The following is a 17,556-nucleotide window of genomic DNA, read 5'->3' as shown; positions in this document are numbered from 1 at the left end:
ATCAGAGCTGGCGACCGGGTGCGAGCCGGGTGGCATCCTCACCCAGGCGTCCGGTGCCCTTGATCGGAGCGCCGTCGTTCGCCTTCACCCCGGCCTTGCTGGCCGCGCCGCCGAGCCGGACGATCATGGCGTCGGCGTCCCGGATCAGGACGTCCCGGATCTCCGCCTCGGCCACCAGTGTGGCGTCGGCGGCCAGCGTACGGAAGGCGGTCAACTGCTTGATCGCCTTGTTGTCGTTGCCGGCCGCCTCGGCCTGACGGGCCGCGTCCAGCTTCGCCGTCAACTGCTTGTGCGCCTTGGCCGAGAGTCGACCCGTCGCCTTGAACCGGTCCAGCAGGCCCTGCATGTCCCGGAACGAGGTGGTGACGAAGAACCGGACCGCAGAGGTGGTCTGGTTGCCCGCCTTGTCGGTCGCGGTCACGGTCAGCTCGTGCAGGCCGAGCGGCAGCTCGTACATGGCCTGGAGAGTGCCGCTGGCGTACGCCCTGCCGTCCAGCTGGCCGACCACGGACGCGATGCCCGAGGTCGGGTCGACGGCCTGCCAGGACACCCGAACGTCCTGGCTGTCACCGTAGAGCTGGCCGTCGGCGATCCCGGACACCAGCAGCGTCGGCTTCGTGCCGTCGATGCGCAGCACCGCCGACTTGAGCGTCTCGGCGTTGCCCGCCTTGTCGGTCGAGCGGAACAGCAGCTCGTGCTGGCCGTCACCGGTCACCTCGACCGGCGTCGTGTACGGCGTCCAGGTGCCACCGTCCAGGGACCACTCCACCGTCTTGACGCCGGAACCGGCGTCGGTCGAGGCCAGCACGACCGGGATCGTCCCGTTGTGCCAGCCGGCGTCGTTCGCCGGAGCGAACGTCGCCGTGGTGACCGGCGCTGTGGTGTCGATCTTGACCGAGACGGTCTTCGTCGACTCCACGTTGCCCGCCTGGTCGGTCGAGCGGAACCGCACCTCGTGCTCGCCGTCCCCGCTGACCGCCACCGGAGCGGTGTAGGCCGTCCAGGTGGTGGCACCGTCCAACTGGTACTCGGTGCTGGCCAGCCCGCTACCGCCGGCCTCGTCGGTGGCGGCGAGGGTCACCGTCACCGGCCCCGTGTACCACCCCTCGGTCGGGGTGCCGGACACCGTCGCCGTGGTGACCGGCGCGGTCTCGTCGGCGACCTTCGTGCTCAACCGGAAGTAGTCGAACGCGGCGGTCTTCGAGGCGGTCTGGTTGGCGCCGAGGGTGAACAACCCGACCTTCGGGGTGGCACCCACCGCGCTGTTCGTCAGCGCCTCCAACGCGGTCCAGGTCGTCCCGTCGGCCGAGTACGACGCGGTGAACGTGTCACCGGTGCGGGCCAGCCGCAGGTGCCACACCGCCGAGGTGAGGCTGGCCGCCTCCGGCTGCGGGTTCTGCACCGTCCCGGCGATCTCGCTGCGGAACTCGATCCGCCGCGTCACCGCCTGGCCGGCCTGGTTGTCCGCGATGAAGTCCAACTTCAGGTAGTTGTCGTCGTCGGCCTGCACGAGCAGACCGGCCTGCTGGTACTGCTCGTTCAGCAGACTGCCGTCGACCTTCGTCTCCAGGGTCCAGTCGCCGGACGGCGCGGTCTGGAGGATGAAGTTCTTCGGCCCGGTGTTGTCGGTGCCGTAGATGTCACCGTTGGGCACGTCGATCCGCAGCGCGCCACCGGTGACCCGGTAACCGTTCGGGTCCTCCCGCGTGATGGCGTCCCAGCGGCACTTGTCCAACGTGGAACCGGTGAACTCGTCCGACGGGTCGACCGGGCCGGCCGGGGCGTCCGGCGTGACCTGGAACGAGTCGAACGCGGCGTCGACCACGGGCGCCTCGGTGCCTCCGTTGAGCGCGAAGACCCCGATCCGCGGGTTGGTGATACCGGCGAGCGGTGCCGACTGGCCGACCGGGGTGAAGGTCTGCCCGTCGCCCGAGGCGGCGGCGGTCAGGTTCGTCCCGTCGCTGGTGATCCGCAGGTACCCGGTGTCACCCGCCGGCGCGGCGGCACTGTCGGCGGCCTCGTTGCGAGGCGTACCGGCCGTCTCCCGGATGAACTCCACCCGCCGGCTGCCGTTGTACAGCAGGTCCAGCTTGGCGTAGTTGTCGTCGTCGCCGTACACCAGCACGCCAGCCTGCTGGTAGTTCGCCGTCACCGGCAGCGTGACCTTGGTGGTCATCTCCCAGGCGCCGGTCGGAGCCGCCTGCAGCACCAGGTTGGTGGCGTCGTTGCGAGCGCCGTAGAGGTCGCCCACCGCGGTGGGCAGCCGCAGCGCGCCGCCGCTGAGCGAGTAGAGCTGGTTCTCCCGGACCACGCTGGTCCAGCGCTCCTTGTCGAGGCTGTTGCCGTTGAAGTCGTCCGAACGCGCCCCGAAGCAGGACGTATCCGGAGCGTCGACCCGCACCGGCACCGTGGCGTACGACTTGGCGCCCTTGCTGTCGGTCACCGTGAGGGTGGCCGTGAAGGTGCCCGCGTTGGTGTAGGTGTGGCTGGCGTCGAGGGTGGTCGCCGAGCCTCCGTCACCGAAGTCCCAGGCGTACGTCAGCGGGGTGTCGCCCTCGGCGTCGGTGGCCGTGCCGTCGAACTCGACGGTGACCGGCACGGTGCCGGTGGCCGGGGTCGCGGTGGCGGTGACCACCGGCGGCCCGTTCTCGGTGACGCCGCGGCCGATGAAGTCCATCCAGTTGACGTTGAACAGCGAACCCGTTCCGCCGTTCGGGTCGCGGGCCACGAAGTACAGCGAGCCGCTCGCGGCACCGGTCACCGGCGCGCTCACGTCCGTGTACGTCTGCCACGCGCCGGTCGTCGGAACGGTGGCCGTGGCCACGACCGGTCCGTCGACGGCGCCCGCGTGGACCTCGATCCGACCGCCGGCGGCGGCCGAGGCGGCCCGGAACCGGATCTCGGTGATGTTCGTCAGGTCCGCCGGGACGACCGACCACCAGTCGCCGTCCTCGATGAACGCGATGCTCTGGCCGCCACCGGCGGTGTCGGCGCCGGCCTCTCGTTGCACGCCGGCGTCTCCGCCGCCGGTGCCGCCCGGCACCCGTCCGGTGGCCGTGAAGTACTCGGCCTGCTTCTGCTTGGGCTGCAGGATCTCGATGTCCCGGCCGGTGAGCGCGCCCGCGCCACCGGCACCACCTTCGTCGGTGTAGGTGGCCTCGAAGACAGCGAAGACGTTCGCCTCGGCGCCGTGCCCGGAGGCGAGCGACGTCTGGACCGTGCCGGTGCACCCGGTGTGCTGCTCCAGCGGGTGGGCGTGCTCGTCGTGACCCAGCAGCACCTGGAGCTGCACCTTGTCGCAGTCGACCTGCCCGTCCTCGGGGTCGGTCACCTTGACGGAGTAGCGGACCTGGTCACCCCAGTTGAAAAAGCCACCGTCCGGCGGGAACTCGATGCTCACCGTCGGTGCGGTGTTGCCCACGGTGACCGGCACGTTCGCCACCGCGGTACGGCCCTTCGGGTTGGTCACCGTGAGCTGGGCGGTGTAGCTGCCGGCCGTCGCGTACGTGTGCGTCGGGTTGGCCTCGGTCGAGGTCTGCCCGTCGCCGAAGGTCCACGAGTAGGTGAGCGCGCCGCCGTCCGGGTCCCGGGAGCCGGCGCTGGAGAAGGTGACAGTCAGCGGCGCCGGGCCCGAGGTCGGGTTGGCGGACGCCGCGGCGATCGGTGCGCGGTCACCGGCGGTGTAGTCGATCCGGTAGATGCCGGAGTCGTCGTTGTTGCCGCCGAACCCGGTGCCCCACTCGATCAGATAGAGCGCGCCGTCCGGACCGAACTCGAAGTCCATCGGCCGGACCATCTTCATGCCGGTGAGCAGCTGATTGATGTCCACCAACGATTTGCCGTCGGGGGTCACCTGCATGGTGTACATCTTGTTCTGGTTCCACTCGCCGAGCAGAGCCTTGCCGTCGTAGTACGCCGGCCACTTGCGGTTGGAGTTGAGGTCCGCGTCGTAGCGGTAGGCCGGGCCGCCCATCGGCGCGCCACCGCCGCCGATCTCCGGGTAGCGCGCGTCACCGGCGTACCCGTAGTCGACGGTGGCCGGGACGACCGGCGGGAGGTTGGTCAGGCCCGTGTTGTTGGGCGAGTTGTTCACCGGGGCGGCGCAGTCGAACTTCGGGCCGCTCGGCCCGGATGGGAACGTGTAGTCGTTGTACGCCTCGTTCGTCCCGGTGCAGTACGGCCAGCCGTAGTTGCCGGGGGTCACGACGTTCCACTCGACCAGGCCCCGGGGGCCCCGGTCCGGGTTGTTCGCGTTGGCGTCCGGCCCGTAGTCCCCGACGTACAGGGTGTCGGTCTTCGGGTCGGTGCCGATCCGGAACGGGTTGCGGAAGCCCATCGCGTAGATCTCGGGGCGGGTCTTCTCAGTGCCCGGCGCGAAGAGGTTGCCCGTCGGGACGGTGTACGTGCCGTCGTCCTCCGGGTGGATCCGGATCACCTTGCCGCGCAGGTCGTTGGCGTTGGCCGAGGTGCGCTGCGAGTCGTAGTCCTGGCGGCCCGGCCGCTCGTCGAGCGGCGAGTACGCGCTCGACTCGAACGGGTTGGTGTTGTCACCGGTGGCCAGGTAGAGGTTGCCGGCGCTGTCGAAGGCCATGCTGCCGCCAGCGTGGCAGCAGGTGTTGCGCTGGGTGTCGACCCGCAGCACCTGCTTCTCGCTGGCCGGGTCGATGGTGTCGCCGGTGACCGTGAAGCGGGACAGCAGGTTGCGGGTGACCCCGTCGTTCGGGGCGTAGTAGAGATACACCCACTTGTTGGTGGCGAAGTCCGGGTCGAGCCGGATGCCGATCAGGCCGTCCTCGTTGCCGGTGAAGACGTCCAGGTCGACGGCGGTGACGGTGCTGCCGGTGTCCGGCTTGACGATCTGCACGCGACCGTCGCGCTCGATGTAGAAGACCCGCCCGTCTCCGGCGATGTCCAGCTCCATCGGGTTGCTGGTGTTGCTGTCCAGCGCGACCTTCTCGAAGTTCGAGGTCTTCGAGGCGCCGCAGTCGGCGTTCTCGACACCGGCCGCGGTCCGGATGCCGCCGAGCAGGTGGGACACGAACTCGGGCTCGGCGTACGACTCCCGGGTGTGGCCGCCCCCGGTGTACCAGGATCGGCCGCCGTCGAAGTCCTGACACCAGGCGATCGGGTGGTCGGCGCCCATGGCACCGGCGCCCGCGGTGTAGCTCTTCTCGTCCAGGCTGGCGAGCACGTGCACGTCCGGCCGGGGGTTGGTCTGGTAGTTGTACCACTCGTCGAACCGGGACCAGCGGTCCGGCAGCCCGGTCGTGGACGGGTGGGCGTGGTCCTCCACCTTGACCGTGGCCTGCTGGTTCTGCGGGTGGTTGGCGAAGTACGCGCCGACCAGGTCGCCGTACCAGGCCCAGCTGTACTCGGTGTCCGATGCGGCGTGGATGCCGACGTAGCCGCCGCCCGCCTTCACGTAGCGCTCGAACGCCGCCTGCTGATCGGCGTCGAGCACGTCACCGGTGGTGGAGAGCCAGATAACCGCCTTGTACTTCGCGAGGTTGGCGTCGTTGAATGCGGCGCCGTCCTCGGAGTTGTCCACTGTGAATCCGTTGGCCACACCGAGCTGTTGGATGGCAGCGATGCCGGTGGGGATGGAGTCGTGCCGGAAGCCGGCGGTCTTGGAGAAGACGAGGACGGAGAAGGGATCGGCCGCGGCCTTTGGCGCCTTCGGCACCACCTGGCTGACCGGGGCTGCGGCTTTCGCATCCCGTGGGGGGACCTGGGCGGCCGCCTGGGCGGGCGTGCCGAACAGCGTGGTAGAGGCCATGGCCAGGGAGATCAGGGTTGCGGTGATGGGTACGCGGGCACGACGAGAACGGGACACGCCGCCTCCTATGTCGTAGTGACAGGGATCGCGGGAGCCGGCTCGCCGAAGACCCTCCCAGATGGAGCCGGTGGTGACACCGCGTCACGGTGCCCCCGCCAACATTTTGTCGAATCGCTGAACAAATTAATTCGGCTGGCTCAATGTCCGGCAAGATGCCGGCAGGTAACGGTTCTGCAACGGGGGGCGACATTCCGAATAGGACCGGGATGAAGCGCCCAACCTAATCCGCCATTCCGGCCCGTCGACACCCGCCTTGGCAGACCGGCGGATCTGTCGTACGGTGACACGCAAGTAACCCACGGGAGCCCGGTGCACCGGGCTGAGAGGGGGGCTGACAGCCCCCGACCGTCGAACCTGATCCGGATAATGCCGGCGCAGGGAGGAGCGTTGCCATGCCGTCCCTGGGGCGACTGCATCTGATCACCGACACCCGACCCGGCCGAGACCCGCTCACCGTGGTCCGGGCCGCCCTCGCTGTGGCCCGAGCCGAGCTGGTGGTGCAGGTCCGGGTCGAGGATTCCGCCACCGACCGCGAGGCGTACGAGCTGGCCCAGCGGGTGCTGGCGCTCTGCGTGCCGTACGGGGCGACCTGCCTGGTCAACGACCGGCTGCACGTGGCGCTGGCGGTCGGTGCCGCCGGTGGGCACGTCGGGGCAGACGACCTGCCGGTCGCCGCCGCCCGTCGGGTGCTCGGCCCGGCCGGCGTGCTGGGCGCCACCGCCCGCGCGCCGGGAACAGCGACCGCGGCGGTCGCGGCGGGAGCCAGCTACCTGGGCGTCGGGCCGTGCCACGCCACCAGCACCAAGTCCGGCCTGCCGGACCCCATCGGGCCAGTGGGCGTACGTGCCGTCGTCGACGCCGTCGACGTGCCGGTCATCGCGATCGGCGGCGTGACCGCCGAGCGGGTGCCGGAGCTGCGGGCCGCCGGGGCGTACGGGGTGGCGGTCGTCGGGGCGGTCTCGGCTGCCGCCGACCCGGCGCGGGCGACCGCCGAGCTGATCGAGGCACTGGCGTGCTGACCGGCCGGTCGGAGTCAGCGCGATCGAGTGACCGGGCCCGGCCGGACGTCGCGGTGGTGGGGGCGGGGCCGATCGGGCTGGCGATCGCCTGGCGCTGCGCCGCCCGGGGGCTGCGCGTGGTGGTGCACGATCCGGAGCCCGGCTCGGGGGCGTCGGCGGTGGCCGCCGGCATGCTCTCGCCGGTCGCCGAGGCGTACTTCGGTGAGCGGCAGCTGACCGGGCTGCTGCTGGCGTCCGCCGCCCGCTGGCCGGCGTTCGCCGCCGAGCTGACCGCAGCGAGCGGCACCGGGATCGGCTACCGGACCGAGGGCACCCTGATGGTCGGGCTGACCGGCGACGACCTGGCCGAGGCGCGCCGGCTCTGGGCGTACCAGCAGGGGTTGGGCCTGCCGGTGACCCCACTGCGCCCCAGCGAGCTGCGCGACCGCGAGCCGGCGCTCGCACCACGGCTGCGCGGCGGCGCACTCGCGCCCACCGACCACCAGGTCGACCCCCGGCGGCTGGTGCCGGCGCTGCGCACGGCCGCCCAGCGGGCCGGCGCGGTGCTGGTGCCGCAGGCGGTCGCGCATCTGTCTGATGTGGATGCTGCGGTCACGGTTGTCGCCGCCGGCTGTGGGGCCGCCGCCCTCACTGGCCTGCCCGTCCGGCCGGTGAAGGGCCAGATCCTCCGGCTCCGCGCGCCCGACGGCGTCGCGCCGGGCTTCCGGCACGTGATCCGGGGGTACGCCGACGGCGAACCCGTCTACCTGGTGCCCCGCGCCGACGGCGAGGTCGTGCTCGGCGCGACGGTCGAGGAACGGGCGGACACCACTGTCACCGCCGGTGCGGTGCAGCGCCTGCTCCGCGCCGGAGTCGACCTGCTGCCCGAGCTGGCCGAGTACGACCTGGTCGAGGCGGTCGCCGGGCTGCGCCCGGGCACGCCGGACAACGCACCGATCCTCGGGCCGCTGCCCGACCGGCCGGACGTGCTTGCCGCCACCGGGCACCACCGGCACGGCATCGTGCTCACCCCGATCACCGCCGACCTGATCACCGAGCTGGTGCTCGACGGCGTGCCCGACCCACTGCTCGCGCCCTTCGGACCCGAACGGTTCGTCGGTGCCGGATCGGCCGCTCGCACACCGGCCGCAGCGGGTGGACCTGAACCGACGATGGAGGGGGACCGGTGGAGTTGACGGTGAACGGGGCCGGACGCAGCGTCCCCGGCGGCGCGTCGGTGGCCGACCTGGTGCGCGACGTCGTGCCCGAACAGCGGGGGGTGGCGGTCGCGGTCAACGGCGAGGTCGTGCCCCGGGCCGGCTGGCCGGCCACTGTGCTGCGTGACGGCGACCGGGTCGAGGTCCTCACCGCGGCGCAGGGCGGGTGAGCGGCGTGACGTTCGAGCTGGGTGGGGAGACGTTCACCTCGCGGTTGATCCTCGGCACCGGCGGCGCCGCGAACCTGCACGTGCTGGAACAGGCGATCCGGGCGTCCGGCACCGAGCTGGTCACGCTGGCGCTGCGCCGGGTGGGCACCGCGCCGGGCTCCACCGGTGGGCTGCTGGAGCTGCTGGACCGATGCGGGGTGCGGCTGCTGCCGAACACCGCCGGCTGCCACACCGCGACCGAGGCGGTGAAGGTGGCCCGGCTGGCCCGGGACGCGTTCGACACCGACTGGGTCAAGCTGGAGGTGATCGGCGACGAGCGGACGCTACTGCCCGACGGGGTCGAACTGCTCCACGCCGCCGAGGAACTGGTGGCCGACGGCTTCACCGTCCTGCCGTACACCAGCGACGATCCGGTGCTCGCCCGCCGGCTCGCCGACGTGGGCTGTGCCGCGGTGATGCCGGCCGGTTCCCCGATCGGCTCCGGGCTCGGCATCGGCAACCCCCACCACATCCGGCTCATCCGGCAGGGGGTGGACGTGCCGGTGATCCTCGACGCGGGCATCGGCACCGCCTCCGACGCGGCCCTGGCCATGGAGCTGGGCTGCGACGCGGTGCTGCTGGCCAGCGCCGTGACCCGGGCCGAGGACCCGGTGGCGATGGCGACCGCGATGCGGTACGCGGTCGAGGCGGGCCGGCTGGCGGCAGGTGCCGGCCGGATCGCCCGGCGCTTCCACGCGCTGCCCTCCACATCCGACGAGGGAAGACCGGACCTGTGACCCCGCCGTCCGGTGTTGTCCTGTTGACCGACCGGCTCGTCGCGCGGGGCGGGCTCGACCGGGTCGTGGCGGGAGCCGTGGCCGGGGGAGTGCGCTGGGTGGTGCTGCGGGAGAAGGACCTGCCTCGCGCCGAGCGCGCCGCTCTCGCCGTCGACCTGCGGGCGGTCCTCGCCGACGTCGGCGGAACTCTCGTCGTGGCCGGCCCCGACCCGCTCGGCGGCGACGCCGTGCACCTGCCCGCCGCCGGCCCGTACCCGCCGCCGACCCACAGCCTGGTCGGCCGCTCCTGCCACGACGAAGCCGAGCTGAACCGCCTGACCACCGAGCACTACGCGACCGTCTCCCCGGTCTGGCCCACAAAGACAAAACCGGGCTACGGCCCACCCCTGGGACCGGACGGCCTGCGAAAGCTGATCAGGATCAGCAACGTGCCGGTCCTGGCGCTGGGCGGAGTGGAAACCCCAGAACAGGTAACCGCCTGCGTCAAGGCGGGAGCCACCGGAGTAGCCGTACTGGGCGCACTCATGCGATCCGCGAACCCGGCCGAAACAGCCGCCGCCCTGACCAACGCCTATGTCGAGGCGGTCACCCCTGTGCTGACCCAAACCCGGCGCGGGGCCACCCAGGTCTCCACGTCAGGGCTGCGGCCGACCGTGCCCACGCAGGGATCAAGCCTGACCGCCCGGAGTGGGCACGGTCGGCCGCAGCCCCCAACCGCAACCAAAGGCCAGGGAAAATGACCCCGCGAACACTGCTGACAATCGCAGGCTCAGACTCCGGCGGCGGCGCGGGCATCCAGGCCGACCTGAAGGTCTTCGCCGCGCTGGGCGCGTACGGCACCAGCGTCATCACGGCGGTCACCGCACAGAACACCCGAGGCGTCGACGCCGTCCTGCCGTTGCCTCCGCGCACCGTCACCGAGCAGTTGGACAGCGTGCTCGCCGACTTCACCGTCTCGGCGGTCAAGACGGGGATGCTCGGCACCCCGGCGGTCGCCGACGTGGTGGCGGAGGCCGCACGTGCCGGCCGGCTGCCCCAACTCGTCGTCGACCCGGTGCTCGTCGCCACGAGCGGCCACCGGCTCGGCGTGGTGGGCGCGGTCGAGCGGCTGCTCCCGTACGCCACTGTGGCGACGCCGAACTGCGCGGAGGCCGCGGCCATCACCGGACGCCCGGTGGACGACGTGGCCGGGATGGTCGTGGCCGCCGAGGCGCTCGCGGCCGGCGGCCCGGACCACGTCGTGGTCACCGGGGGTGATCTGGACGGCGGCGAGGCGGTCGACGTGCTGCACGGCGGCGGTGTCACCACGCTGCTGCGCGCCCCCCGGGTGACGACCCGGCACACCCACGGGACCGGGTGTTCGTTCTCGGCGGCGATCGCCGTGCGGCTCGCGCTGGGTGATCCGGTGCCGGCGGCGGTGGGTGCCGCCAAGGAGTACGTGCTCCGGGCGCTGACCGGCGCGCGGGGTTGGGAGCTGGGCGCGGGGCGCGGACCGCTGAACCACTTCGGCTGGTCCGCTTGATCACCAGGGAGGCTGTCATGCACGCACGAGGCAAGGTGTACGTCGAGGGTTCGCGACCGGACGTCCGGGTGCCGTTCGCGGAGGTGGGGCTGACCGGGGATCTTCCGCCGGTACGGCTCTACGACACGTCCGGCCCCGGGTCGGACCCGGAGGTCGGGTTGCCGCCGCTGCGGGGACCGTGGATCGCCGAGCGTGGTGACGTGGCGCCGGTACGGGGTGCGAGCACGCCACTCGCCGGGGTGGACGGTCGCCGGCCCACGCAACTCGCGTACGCGCGGGCGGGTGTGGTGACGCCGGAGATGGAGTTCGTGGCGATCCGGGAGAACGTCGACCCGGAACTCGTACGGGCCGAGATCGCCGCCGGCCGGGCGGTGCTGCCGCTCAACGTGAACCATCCGGAGTGTGAGCCGGCGATCATCGGTAAGGCGTTCCTGGTCAAGGTGAACGCCAACATCGGCACCTCGGCGGTCAGCTCATCGGTCGCCGAGGAGGTGGAGAAGCTCACCTGGGCCACCCGTTGGGGTGCGGACACCGTGATGGACCTGTCCACCGGGAAGCGGATCCACGAGACCCGCGAGGCGATCGTGCGGAACTCCCCGGTGCCGATCGGGACGGTGCCGATCTACCAGGCGTTGGAGAAGGTCGGCGGTGACCCGGTGAAGCTGAGCTGGGAGGTGTTCCGGGACACCGTGATCGAGCAGGCCGAGCAGGGCGTGGACTACATGACGGTGCACGCCGGGGTGCTGCTGCCGTACGTGCCGCTGGCCGTGGACCGGGTCACCGGGATCGTCTCCCGGGGTGGCTCGATCATGGCGGCCTGGTGCCTGGCGCACCACGAGGAGAACTTCCTCTACACCAACTTCGCGGAGCTGTGCGCGCTGCTCGCCAAGTACGACGTGACGTTCTCCCTCGGCGACGGGCTGCGCCCCGGCTCGATCGCGGACGCCAACGACGAGGCGCAGTTCGCCGAGCTGCGCACCCTCGGCGAGCTGACGACTGTCGCCTGGGAGTACGACGTCCAAGTGATGATCGAGGGCCCAGGCCACGTGCCGATGCACAAGATCAAGGAGAACGTGGACCTCCAGCAGGAGTGGTGCCACGAGGCGCCCTTCTACACGCTCGGTCCGCTGACCACCGACATCGCGCCGGCGTACGACCACATCACCTCGGCGATCGGCGCCGCGATGATCGGCATGTTCGGCACCGCGATGCTCTGCTACGTGACCCCGAAGGAGCACCTCGGCCTGCCGGACCGGGACGACGTGAAGGCGGGCGTGATCGCGTACAAGATCGCCGCGCACGCGGCCGACCTGGCCAAGGGCCACCCTGGCGCGCAGGAGTGGGACGACGCGCTGTCGAAGGCGCGGTTCGAGTTCCGCTGGGAGGACCAGTTCAACCTCTCGCTGGACCCGGAGACCGCTCGGTCGTACCACGACGCGACCCTGCCCGCCGAGCCGGCGAAGACGGCGCACTTCTGCTCGATGTGCGGCCCGAAGTTCTGCTCCATGAAGATCACCCAGGAGCTGAAGGAGTACGCGGCCCGCGGCATGAAAGACAAGTCGGAGGAGTTCGTCTCCGGCGGCGGCCGGGTGTATCTGCCGCTGGCCTGAACCGGCGCGGTGCGCACGCTTGGGCGATCAGGCAGGTAGGCAGGTCGATCGGCGTTTCGACGTGCCCGTGGGTGGGGTCACTCGCGGTGGTGCCGACCGGTGGAGCGCAGCGACCGGCGACCGTTGTCCTGCTCCGGCTCGTTGTCCGACACCGGCTTGCTCAGCCCGGCTACCCAGTCGACGAACTCCTCGTCCTTTGCAGGCAGCGGCTCCACGTTGTTTGCCGCCTCCTGGCTCTCCTCGTCGGCCCGGGATCGGTTGCGGCGGAAGAGGCCACCGAGCCGTCCTCGGCGGGAAGGCTGCTCGGCAACCTTGCCCGGCTTCGACGCGGCCGGTGTGGCTTCGGTGCTCGCCGACTCGTCGGTGCCGGCGTCGGAGGGCGTGCCCGCCGCGCCCGGCACGAGCGGTGCGTCCGGCTGACTCGGGCTTCCAACGCGGGCGGCTGTCTCGCCGGTCGCGGCCGGGCTGGTCGGCGTAGTCCGATCCGCCGAACTGTCCGCTGCCTCCGCCTGTCCGGCGCGCCCGGTGGTGTCGAAGGCGTTCCAGGAGCTGGCCCGGCTCAGGTCCGGCAACGGCGCCCGGTGTCGGGGCCTCGGCGTCGGCCCGGTCGCCGTGTCCGACCCGGTCGGCGTCTGCGATGTCGCTGGCCCCGGTGCGGAGGTCTGCGGCGGCACCGTCCAGGCCGCGCTGACCGGCCAGGCCGAAGGTGCTGGTGTCCATCGGTCGGCGTCCGGGTCACCGGCGGCAGTGCTCCCGAACAACCCGGTGCCGGGACCGTCCTCGGTGGCGGACGGCTCGTCGTCGGCTCCGCCCGCCCGCTCGGTTGCGGATGCGCTGGCCGGGTCGGCGGTGTTGGCCTTCGGGCTGGTTGCGGTGGTCGGGGTGCGCGGCGGGCTGGCGGCGTCGGTCTTCGAGCTGGTTGCGGCGGCCTCGCTGCGCGGCAGGTCGGCTGCCCCCGCCACTGCGCTACTCGCGGCGGCCGAGGCGCGGGGAGGCTTGTTCGCTTCCGCCTTCGGGTCGGCTACTTCCGCCTTCGGACTGGGTGCTTCCGCCTTCGAGCTGGTCGCTTCCGCCTTCGGGCGGGGTGCTTCCTTCGGCACGGGCGCCTCGGCCGGGACGCGGGACGACTGGGCTGCTTCCGCCGTCGGGTCGGCTGCTTCCGTTCCGGCGGTTGCGGCCCGGGTGCGGGGCGGCTTGACCGCCTCGGCCTTGGCGCCGGCCGGTGTCGCCGTCGAACCGCTTGCGGCGGTCGGGGTGGCTGTCGTCGAACCGGTTACGGCGATCGGGCCGGCTGCCGTCGCGCCGCTCGTGGTGGTCGGGGCGGTTTCGGTGGTCGGATCGGCGTCGGTGCCCGGCCTCTGCTTGCTCGGAACGGGAGCGGCGGTGACCGTGCCAGAACCGGTGCTGTCGGCGGACCTGCCCGCCCGGGTGACCTTCCTGGTGCGGCCGGTGGCCGCCTCGTCGGCGGTATCCGACTCGGATGGCGCGGCGTCATCGACCGGGTCAGAGATCGCGGCACCCGGGCTGACCTTCGGCTTACGGACCCGGCGCGGCTTGCTCGGCACCGCCGCATCACCCGTACCGGCGTCGGCCGCGCTTGCGCTGGTCGTGCCGGTGCTGGCCGCTTCGGTGGCTGTCGTGCCGGTGCTGGTGGTTCCGGTGCTGCCCGTTCCCGCACCAGGCGCGCCCGTGGCGGTCGTGAGCGTGTTTGTTGCGCTGTCGGTCGGGGCGCTGGCAGGGCCGACTGTCGGGGTGGCGGCATCGGCGTGGCCGGCCTTGGCGCTGGCCGGGGTGGCGTCGGTGGGGCTGCTGACGCTGGTCGCGGCTGAGCGCTCGCTCTCGACCGGGGAGGTGACATCGCCCGGGATCGACCGGCGCGTCTGCTCTCCAGCGGTGAACTCGCCGGTCGGATCGGTCAGCCAGGCTGCGGGTTTCGCCGCAACGGCGGGGGTCGGGCCATCCTGGCCGCCCGTGGTGGACGCCGGCCAGTCCCAGTGGGCCGGGGCGGTGCGTACGCCATCGGAGCCGGCTGCGGCCCTCGGGCCTGCGACGACACCACCGGCGGGCTTGGTGTCGGCGGTCGGGCCCGCGTCGGTGCGGTCGGTGGTGTCCGGGTCGTTCGTCGAGTTCGCCGACGCGGTGCCCGGCAGGGCCGGGCCGGGGGGCAGTGGGCGCAGGATGTCGGACGGCTCGATCGCCTGCGAATCCGCGCTGCGAGCGCCGGTCGGCCAGCGCAGCAGCGCTGCGGCCGCCGCGCCGAGCGCACCGGCGAGGATCGCGATCAACGAGCCGTAATAGGGAGTGGCCTGGTAGCGGTCCACGGCGTCACCCGGCCCGGCGGTCAGGTACGCGAATGCCACCAGCACCGGACCGGCGACCCCGGTGGCCCCGCTGATCAGGGGTGCCTGGCCCCGCCAGCGAGCCAGTCCGGCGGTCGCCACGCCGGCCAGCAGCGCCACGATGGGCAGCAGGAGCAGCGACAGCCGTTGCGCGGCGTCGTCGGCCAGCCAGCTCGGCTCTAGGACACCGAGCCGCACGGTCGGCAGCGGGCCGGCCGTGCCGAGCGACGGCAGGACCGAGATCAGCGCCAGCAGCCAGACCGCGCCGGCCACCGCGGCCATGTTCCAGCCCAGCTCGGGCCGGAGCAGAACGGCGATCGCCGCGCCCGCCCCGATGACCGCACCGAGCACGGCGCAGATGCCCACCGCCCACACCGGGTCGACGGAGATCAACTCGGCGGCGCGGGCGGGCTGCATGCAGAGGGGAGCGATGACGGTGGCACCGAGCGCCGCCGCGCCACCGATCGCCAACTGGCGGCCGGTGCTGACCGCCGGTGCGTCGCGGCGAGCGAGGCGTCCGGTCAGGACGGCGCCGACGACGGCGGCGTTCGCGGCGAACCAGCCCACCCAGACGAGCTGGGTCGGCCACTGGTTGACGGTCGTACCGGTGAAGGCGCCGGTCAGCCGGACGATGCCGAAACCGTACGCGACGCCGAGCTGGCCGGCTCCGGCCAGCACGCTCACCCCGAGCGCCGTGAGCAGCAGTCTGCCCCAGGTCCGAAAGGCCATGTCGGGCACGTTACGCACCCGGTACACCGAATCGCCACCGGCACGCCGCGCGACGCGCAGGCCCGCGCTCGGCGGGTCTACTTGAGTTCGACCAGCCGAGCCAGGTAAGTCGTGTCTCCGACATTGGTGAGCATATGTACCGCGCCCGGATCCCGGTAGACCACGCCGCCGGTGGGCTCGTCGGCGTCGATCCGGGTGCCGTCGATGGTCTGCACGACGTTCTTCGCGCCCTCGATCGCCACCACCAGGTAGGGGTGGTCGTGCCGGTGCAGCGGCTGCCGCTCGCCGGGTTCGAGGCGGATGTGCCAGACCCGGACCCGGTCGTTCTCGTACACGATCTCCTGGCCCACCGGCCCGAGTTCGGTTCCGTCGATCACGTCGGTCATCGTTCTCCGTCCAGTTGGGGGAGCACCTCGGCGGCGATCAGTTCGAGGTGGTCGAGGTCATCGAAGTCGATCAGGCGCAGGTGGACCCGGGTGGCGCCGGCTGCGGCGAACTCGCCGATCCGCTGCGCGAGCTGCGCGGGTGAGCCGACCACCGGGTCCTCCGGCGGCAGCGCGCTCTTCTCGTGCAGGGGTGCGGCCCGCCGCTGGGCTTCGGCGTCGGTCCGGCCGATGGCCACGACGATCCCGGCGGAGAGCACCAGCGGGTCGCGCCCGGACTCCGCCCGCCCGGTGCGCTCGCATGCCTCAAGCACCCGGTCGTACGCCTTGGCGGTGTCCGCCACAGACTTGAACGGCATGTTGAACTCGGCGGCGTACCGGGCGGCCAGTTCGGGGGTGCGCTTGGGACCGCGACCGCCCACGATGATCGGGGGCCCGGGCACCTGCACCGGCTTGGGCAGGGCGGGCGCGTCCACGAGCCGGTAGTGGTCGCCGGTGAAGCTGTAGGTCTCGCCGGACGGGGTGCTCCACAGCCCGGTGATGACCTCAAGCTGCTCGGCCAGCCGGTCGAAGCGCTCGCCGACCGGCGGGAACGGGATGCCGTACGAGGTGTGCTCGCGCTCGTACCAGCCGGCGCCGATGCCCAGGTCGACCCGGCCGCCGCTCATCTGGTCGACCTGCGCGACCATCACCGCGAGCGGGCCGGGCAGGCGGAAGGTGGCCGACGTCACCAGGGTGCCGAGCCGGATCCGCTCGGTCTCCCGGGCCAGCGCGGCGAGGGTCAGCCAGGCATCCGTGGGGCCGGGGAGGCCCGGGTCGGCGCCCATCGACTGGTAGTGGTCGGCTCGGAGGAAGCCTTCGTACCCGCAGGCCTCGACCAGCCGCGCGAACCGGAGTTGGGTGTCGTAGGTGGCACCCCGGTTGGGTTCGGTGAAGACCGACACCCGCATGCTCATCGTCCTTCCGTGCTGGCCGTGGCCGGTTCGTCGCGTTCCATCAACAGCTCGTGCAGGTCGGCGCTGACTCGCGCGACGTCAGCCAGGTGGGCGTTGCGGCCGAGGGTGCGGGGCCGGGGGATGTCGACGTCGAGCACCTTGCGGATCCGGCCGGGGCGAGGGCTCAGCACGACCACCCGGTCGGCGAGCAGCACCGCCTCGTCGATGGAGTGGGTGACGAAGACGATGGTCGGCTTGTTCTCCATGTGCACCCGCTGGAGTTCGCCGGAGAGTTCCTCGCGGGTGAGCGCGTCCAGCGCGGAGAACGGCTCGTCCATCAGCATCACGCGGGGCTCACCGATCAGCGACCGGCACAGCGAGACCCGCTGCTGCATGCCGCCGGAGAGTTCGTGCGGCAGCCGCTTCTCGAACCCGGCCAACCCGGCCACGTCGAGCAGTCGCCGGGCCCGCTCGCGGTGCTTGGCGCGGCTCCAGCCGAAGATCTCCACCGGCAGGAGGACGTTGTCCAGCACGGTGCGCCAGGGCAGCAGCGCCGGCTTCTGGAACAGCATGGCGATGTCCTGGCGAGGGCGGGTGATCGGCGTACCGGCCACGGTGATCTCGCCAGCGGTCAGCGGGAGCAGCCCGGCGATCAGCCGCAGCAGGGTGGACTTGCCGCAGCCGGAGCGGCCGAGCACGGCGACGAACTCACCCTCGGCGACGTCGAGGTCGATGCCGCGCAGCGCCTCCACCCGGCCGGATCGGCCATCGAAGGTACGGGACACCCCGGACAGTCGGATCATCTCCGGCGCACCTCCGCTGAGTGGACGGTCAGGAATCCGACAAAGGCTAGCGGGCGTGTCTACGTATCGCACCGTCCGGGGTGGTCGTCAGGTTGTTTCCGTTCCGCAACCCGATATGCCTGGCGTCGCAACTGTGGGTTTCTCGTACGCTGTGCCCGCGAAGAGTCCCCTCACGACGGCGGTGCCCGGCTTCCACCCCTCCTGCCGGCCCGTCACGACAACCCCCTCCGGTGGCCCG

General features: G+C 72.0%; 11 protein-coding genes, 1 pseudogene and 1 riboswitch. Of the genes and pseudogenes, 7 read left to right on the top strand and 5 right to left on the bottom strand.

Annotated elements, in window-relative coordinates:
• Nucleotide 1: 1 nt before the first annotated feature.
• Nucleotides 2-5,833, bottom strand: a complete 5,832-nt coding sequence (locus FBZ33_RS27250) for a ThuA domain-containing protein (RefSeq protein ID WP_141911168.1) — start codon at nucleotides 5,831-5,833, stop codon at nucleotides 2-4.
• A 291-nt stretch (nucleotides 5,834-6,124) separates the two neighbouring features.
• Nucleotides 6,125-6,234: riboswitch (TPP riboswitch) on the top strand.
• On the opposite strand from FBZ33_RS27250, the gene thiE reads away from it, so the two are divergent.
• The 7 genes and pseudogenes from thiE to thiC all read left to right on the top strand — a co-directional run bounded on the left by thiE (nucleotide 6,229) and on the right by thiC (nucleotide 12,129).
• Nucleotides 6,229-6,855 (top strand): thiamine phosphate synthase, encoded by a 627-nt coding sequence (thiE, locus tag FBZ33_RS27245; RefSeq protein WP_141911167.1) that lies wholly within the window; start codon nucleotides 6,229-6,231, stop codon nucleotides 6,853-6,855. (Overlaps the previous riboswitch by 6 nt.)
• Nucleotides 6,849-8,030: a glycine oxidase ThiO gene (gene thiO / locus FBZ33_RS27240; RefSeq protein ID WP_141911166.1), complete on the top strand. Its 1,182-nt coding sequence runs from the start codon at nucleotides 6,849-6,851 to the stop codon at nucleotides 8,028-8,030. Before thiE ends, thiO begins: the two co-directional genes overlap by 7 nt.
• Nucleotides 8,021-8,221, top strand: coding sequence for a sulfur carrier protein ThiS (thiS, locus tag FBZ33_RS27235; RefSeq protein WP_088950217.1), 201 nt, complete (start codon nucleotides 8,021-8,023; stop codon nucleotides 8,219-8,221). The genes thiO and thiS overlap by 10 nt, the downstream gene beginning before the upstream one ends.
• Entirely contained in the window at nucleotides 8,218-8,997 is a 780-nt protein-coding gene (locus tag FBZ33_RS27230) for a thiazole synthase (RefSeq protein ID WP_141911165.1), read from the top strand. The genes thiS and FBZ33_RS27230 overlap by 4 nt, the downstream gene beginning before the upstream one ends.
• Nucleotides 8,994-9,572: pseudogene (locus FBZ33_RS27225) on the top strand (thiamine phosphate synthase); the annotation flags it as partial. The gene FBZ33_RS27230 and the pseudogene FBZ33_RS27225, both read left to right, overlap by 4 nt.
• 161 nt (nucleotides 9,573-9,733) lie before the next feature.
• On the top strand, nucleotides 9,734-10,519 hold the full coding sequence (thiD, locus tag FBZ33_RS27220; protein WP_141911163.1) for a bifunctional hydroxymethylpyrimidine kinase/phosphomethylpyrimidine kinase: 786 nt from the start codon (nucleotides 9,734-9,736) through the stop codon (nucleotides 10,517-10,519).
• 17 nt (nucleotides 10,520-10,536) lie between these two features.
• Nucleotides 10,537-12,129, top strand: coding sequence for a phosphomethylpyrimidine synthase ThiC (thiC, locus tag FBZ33_RS27215; RefSeq protein ID WP_141911162.1), 1,593 nt, complete (start codon nucleotides 10,537-10,539; stop codon nucleotides 12,127-12,129).
• A 77-nt stretch (nucleotides 12,130-12,206) separates the two neighbouring features.
• Here the strand turns inward: thiC and FBZ33_RS27210 are convergent, their stop codons facing one another.
• From FBZ33_RS27210 to FBZ33_RS27195, 4 genes are all read right to left on the bottom strand, one after another.
• Complete coding sequence (locus FBZ33_RS27210; RefSeq protein ID WP_141911161.1) at nucleotides 12,207-15,197, bottom strand: hypothetical protein; 2,991 nt, start codon at nucleotides 15,195-15,197, stop codon at nucleotides 12,207-12,209.
• Between the two features lie 77 nt (nucleotides 15,198-15,274).
• Nucleotides 15,275-15,583, bottom strand: a complete 309-nt coding sequence (locus FBZ33_RS27205) for a cupin (RefSeq protein WP_007465195.1) — start codon at nucleotides 15,581-15,583, stop codon at nucleotides 15,275-15,277.
• Nucleotides 15,580-16,530 carry an LLM class F420-dependent oxidoreductase gene (locus FBZ33_RS27200; RefSeq protein WP_141912971.1) on the bottom strand — a complete coding sequence of 317 codons (951 nt, stop codon included), beginning with the start codon at nucleotides 16,528-16,530 and terminating at the stop codon, nucleotides 15,580-15,582. The genes FBZ33_RS27205 and FBZ33_RS27200 overlap by 4 nt, the downstream gene beginning before the upstream one ends.
• A 2-nt stretch (nucleotides 16,531-16,532) precedes the next feature.
• Entirely contained in the window at nucleotides 16,533-17,318 is a 786-nt protein-coding gene (locus FBZ33_RS27195; RefSeq protein WP_088950210.1) for an ABC transporter ATP-binding protein, read from the bottom strand.
• Between the last annotated feature and the right edge of the window lie 238 nt (nucleotides 17,319-17,556).

It is taken from the genome of Micromonospora sp. A202 (genome assembly GCF_006715105.1).
Lineage (GTDB): Bacteria > Actinomycetota > Actinomycetes > Mycobacteriales > Micromonosporaceae > Micromonospora > Micromonospora zamorensis.
Note: the sequence above shows the minus strand (reverse complement) of the source record. Positions and strands in the feature narration are given on the sequence as shown.

Coding starts and splice junctions, on each gene's coding strand:
- thiE (WP_141911167.1), top strand. CDS start 6,229: ATGCCGTCCCTGGGGCGACTGCATCTGATCACCGACACCCGACCCGGC.
- thiD (WP_141911163.1), top strand. CDS start 9,734: ATGACCCCGCGAACACTGCTGACAATCGCAGGCTCAGACTCCGGCGGC.
- thiC (WP_141911162.1), top strand. CDS start 10,537: ATGCACGCACGAGGCAAGGTGTACGTCGAGGGTTCGCGACCGGACGTC.
- FBZ33_RS27210 (WP_141911161.1), bottom strand. CDS start 15,197: ATGGCCTTTCGGACCTGGGGCAGACTGCTGCTCACGGCGCTCGGGGTG.
- FBZ33_RS27205 (WP_007465195.1), bottom strand. CDS start 15,583: ATGACCGACGTGATCGACGGAACCGAACTCGGGCCGGTGGGCCAGGAG.
- FBZ33_RS27200 (WP_141912971.1), bottom strand. CDS start 16,530: ATGCGGGTGTCGGTCTTCACCGAACCCAACCGGGGTGCCACCTACGAC.
- FBZ33_RS27195 (WP_088950210.1), bottom strand. CDS start 17,318: ATGATCCGACTGTCCGGGGTGTCCCGTACCTTCGATGGCCGATCCGGC.